The following is a 3,457-nucleotide window of genomic DNA, read 5'->3' as shown; positions in this document are numbered from 1 at the left end:
TCGAGCACTTCGTGCACTCGTCGGGAGTGGCGCTAGCGAGGAGTGCACGAAGTGCTCGACGAGCGGTTCCATGTGGATCGAAAGCCAACTGCGACGTCTTTTCAATTCCTAACAAATCCTGAACGCCCAAAGATAACCTGCTGTATCGATTAACAAAAAAATTCTGCGCACCGTGCCCACCTACCGCAGCATCCGGTCCAGAACGTCCAGAAACCGGCTCCTGTCGGCCTTCGAGAAAAGTCTCCCGCCGCCCTGCCGGAACGGGTCGGCTGCCCTCAGGTCCGCCATCAGATCCCGCGTGGCGAGCGCCATCCCGACATTGGCCGCCGTCAGCTCCTCGCCGTTCGGCTTCAGAACCCGCGCCCCCGCCGCCACACATTTCGCGGCCAGGGGGATATCCCCCGTCACCACCACATCGCCAGGCCTTGCGGCCTCGGCGATCCACTTGTCCGCCTCATCCGGCCCCGCCGCGACGAAGACGCTTTCGACCAGCGGGTTCTGCGAGGGCCTTATGCCCCCGTTCGAGACCAGCACCATCCGGACCCGCAGCCGGGTGGCCACCCGCTCGGCCTCGGCCTTGACCGGGCAGGCATCGGCGTCGATCAGGATGCGGCGGTCGGGGGTCATCCGGGCGTGGCGAACACTTGGACCCAGTAGTAGCGCAGCGCGCTGCCTTGGCCGCGAAGCGGGCGGTCGTCCGGCTGGTAGACCACGGCGATGCCGGTCTCGCTGTACTTGCAGTTCAGGATGTTGCGGCGGTGGCCCGCGCTCTTGAGCCACGACTTCACGGCCCCGCTCGCGCTCGACTGCCCCGCGGCGATGTTCTCGGCGGCAGAGCTGTACCGGTAGCCCGCGCCCTTGATCCGGCTTGCAACGCCCCGGCCATCCTTGCCGGTGTGGCTGAAGAAGTCCTTCTCCGCCATGGCGCGGGCATGGGCTTCGGCAACGGCGGTCAGCGTTCCGTTCAGCTTCAGCGGCGCGCAGCCCTTGTCGGCCCGCGCCGCATTCACGGCCTTCAGGACCGACTGCGCGCCGTCAGCGGCAACCGGCGAGGCCAGTGCCACGGCCAGCACCAGAAGCAGGGCGTCAGGCCGCAAATGCCGCAGCATGGAACGCGATATGGTCTTCCATGAAGGTCGAAACAAAGAAATAGCTGTGGTCATAGCCCTTCTGCATTCTGAACGTTCCCCCTTGCCGTGCGGCGGTCATCGCCTCGGCCAGGGCCTCGGGGCGCAGCTTTTCCAGAAACTGGTCCGATGTCCCCTGATCCACCAGCACCGGACCATCGAACCCCCTGCGACGCATCAGCAACGTGGCATCATGCGCAGCCCATGTCGCCTGGTCCGGACCAAGATAGGCGGAGAACTGCGGACGCCCCCAGTCAGACGCCGTCGGATGAGCGATCGGCGCGAAGGCCGAGACGGATCGGAACCGGCCCGGAAAGCTCATCGCGATGGTCAGGGCACCATGGCCGCCCATGGAATGGCCGGTAATGCTTTGCGCCTCTTCGGTCAGCGGGAAGGCGTTGAAAAGAAGCCGGGGCAGTTCCTCGGTCACATAGTCCCACATCCGGAAGTGCGCGGCCCAAGGCGCCTGAGTGGCGTTCACGTAGAAGCCCGCGCCCTGGCCAAGCGCGAAGTCCGGGTCGTTTGCCACGCCCTCACCTCGGGGCGAGGTGTCGGGGAAGCAGAGCGCTATGCCCATTCCCCCCGCCCACCGCTGCGCGCCGGCCTTCACCATGGCGTTTTCGTGGGTGCAGGTCAGACCCGAGAGAAACCACAGAAGCGGCACCGGCCCGTCCTCGGCCTGACCCGGCAGAAAGAGCCCGAAGGTCATGTCGCAGCGGCAGACCTGCGAGGCATGCGTATAGACCCCCTGGACCCCACCGAAGGCTCGGTTTTCCGAGATGGTCTTCATGAATAGCCTCCCTGGCTGATCAGAGCGATCACGACTGTCACCGTCAGCACCGAAGCCGCGGTGGACAACAGGATCGCCGTTGAAACCCGTTGCGGCGCAACCCCATAGTGCTGCGCCAGGATGAAGACGTTGCCCGCCACGGGCAAGGCCGCCGCGGCGATCATGACGCCCGCCACGAAACCACCAACGCCCAGCAGCCAGCATGCAAGCGCGACTGCGGCAGGATGCAGGATGAGCTTTGCAATGGAAAGCCAGGCCGCGACCTCTGTCCGCTCGGCCGAGCGCCCGGCAAGCGAGGCGCCGATGGCGAAGAGCGCGCAAGGCGTGGCCGCGGCGCCGAGAAGGGTCATGAACTCGTTGACGGGCCCGGGTAGTGCCAGTCCGGTCGCGCCCCAGAGAATGCCCAGGACGACCGACACGATCATCGGGTTCTTCGCAAGCCCCACCGCCAGCACACCGAAGGTCTGCAGCCCGACCCGGCCCGCGCGAAGGCCGGTGATCGCCATGGTCAGGATTGACGAGAAGACGATCAGGTCGACCGCAAGGACCAGAAGCACCGGCCCCACCGCCTGCGGCCCGAGGAGAAGCGAAAGCATCGGAATCCCCAGGAAGCCCACATTGCCGATCACTCCGGTGTGGGCCTCGAACACGGCTTCTTCGGCGCTTGTCCTCCGCGCAAGGGCAATCGCCGCGACGATCAGCCAGACGACGCTGGTTCCCAGAAGATAGGCAAAGACGAAGGGCCAGCTGAAGATCGCCGCGACGTCAAGGTTCGCCGCAAAGCCGAAGAGCATGGCCGAAAGCGCGAAGTAGAAGACGAAGCGGGTGAGGTAGGCTGTCGCTTCCTCGCTGAAGAACCTGGTGCGCCCGGCGAGGTAGCCCACCCCGATGAGCGCGAAGAACGGCAGGGTCTTCAGAAAGATCGCAAGCATGGCCCGTGGTGTCATGCGGCGCGGCGAAGGGCAAGGCCAGCTGCCTAGGAATCGGGCAGTCTCGCAACTGCCTGGGAAGGGCAGTTGAGGCCTGTCGGCGAGCGGAAGTCGCCAATCATGTGGCAAAAGCAGGGCAGGCGGAACCCCGGCAATTGTTGCGAAGGATTACAAGCATTTGCGGTGACCGACGTGAAGCCCGCAACTTAGGGGGGAAATCACGGTCTCGCGAGGAGCAGCACTGCGGGGGCGCCCAGCGTCTGGCCGGACGATTGTGGCAAGAAAGGAACGAATTGGCTTCACGTTTTGGCCCAACTCATTGGCTAGGTCTTGGGGATGTCGCCGTGCCTTTGGGGAAACCAAGGGGGGCGGTCCAATGGGTAACTTGATGAATTCTGCTGCTCTACAAGTCGAAGCGGAAGGCGTCCAGAAGGGCGCCGATGAGCTGGGCCCCGGCACCACGCTCTTGCTTGGGCAGTATACGATCGAGTCCTTCGTCAACAGCGGCGGTTTCGGCATCGTTTATATCGCGCGCAACTCGCTGAACCGCCGGGTTGTCATCAAGGAGTGCGTCCCGGGTTCCCTTTGTCGCCGGGTCGGAACGGTTGTCG

General features: G+C 64.7%; 4 protein-coding genes and 1 pseudogene. 1 reads left to right on the top strand and 4 read right to left on the bottom strand.

Annotated elements, in window-relative coordinates; all coding sequences use genetic code 11:
* Nucleotides 1-180 precede the first annotated feature (180 nt).
* From ACRCSW_RS06850 to ACRCSW_RS06835, 4 genes are read right to left on the bottom strand one after another with little or no spacing between them, the layout of a single operon-like run.
* Complete coding sequence (locus tag ACRCSW_RS06850; RefSeq protein ID WP_438703700.1) at nt 181-627, bottom strand: YaiI/YqxD family protein; 447 nt, start codon at nt 625-627, stop codon at nt 181-183.
* The gene (locus tag ACRCSW_RS06845) at nt 624-1,109 is read right to left on the bottom strand and encodes a CAP domain-containing protein (RefSeq protein ID WP_438703699.1); all 486 of its coding nucleotides are present in this window, start codon (nt 1,107-1,109) and stop codon (nt 624-626) included. Before ACRCSW_RS06845 ends, ACRCSW_RS06850 begins: the two co-directional genes overlap by 4 nt.
* A complete protein-coding gene (gene fghA / locus ACRCSW_RS06840) occupies nt 1,087-1,917 on the bottom strand; it encodes an S-formylglutathione hydrolase (RefSeq protein WP_438703697.1) in 831 nt (276 codons plus the stop codon). The genes ACRCSW_RS06845 and fghA overlap by 23 nt, the downstream gene beginning before the upstream one ends.
* On the bottom strand, nt 1,914-2,849 hold the full coding sequence (locus ACRCSW_RS06835; RefSeq protein ID WP_438703696.1) for an AEC family transporter: 936 nt from the start codon (nt 2,847-2,849) through the stop codon (nt 1,914-1,916). Before ACRCSW_RS06835 ends, fghA begins: the two co-directional genes overlap by 4 nt.
* Before the next feature lie 373 nt (nt 2,850-3,222).
* Between ACRCSW_RS06835 and ACRCSW_RS06830 the strand changes: the two are divergent.
* Nucleotides 3,223-3,457, top strand: a pseudogene (locus ACRCSW_RS06830) (serine/threonine protein kinase); the annotation flags it as partial.

It is taken from the genome of Tabrizicola sp. (assembly GCF_051645465.1).
In the GTDB taxonomy this organism is placed as follows: Bacteria; Pseudomonadota; Alphaproteobacteria; order Rhodobacterales; family Rhodobacteraceae; genus Tabrizicola.
This window is presented reverse-complemented; position numbering and strand designations above follow the sequence as displayed.

Excerpts from the sequence above, each read along its gene's own strand:
- ACRCSW_RS06845 (WP_438703699.1), bottom strand. The coding sequence starts at position 1,109 with ATGCTGCGGCATTTGCGGCCTGACGCCCTGCTTCTGGTGCTGGCCGTG.
- ACRCSW_RS06850 (WP_438703700.1), bottom strand. The coding sequence starts at position 627 with ATGACCCCCGACCGCCGCATCCTGATCGACGCCGATGCCTGCCCGGTC.
- ACRCSW_RS06835 (WP_438703696.1), bottom strand. The coding sequence starts at position 2,849 with ATGCTTGCGATCTTTCTGAAGACCCTGCCGTTCTTCGCGCTCATCGGG.
- fghA (WP_438703697.1), bottom strand. The coding sequence starts at position 1,917 with ATGAAGACCATCTCGGAAAACCGAGCCTTCGGTGGGGTCCAGGGGGTC.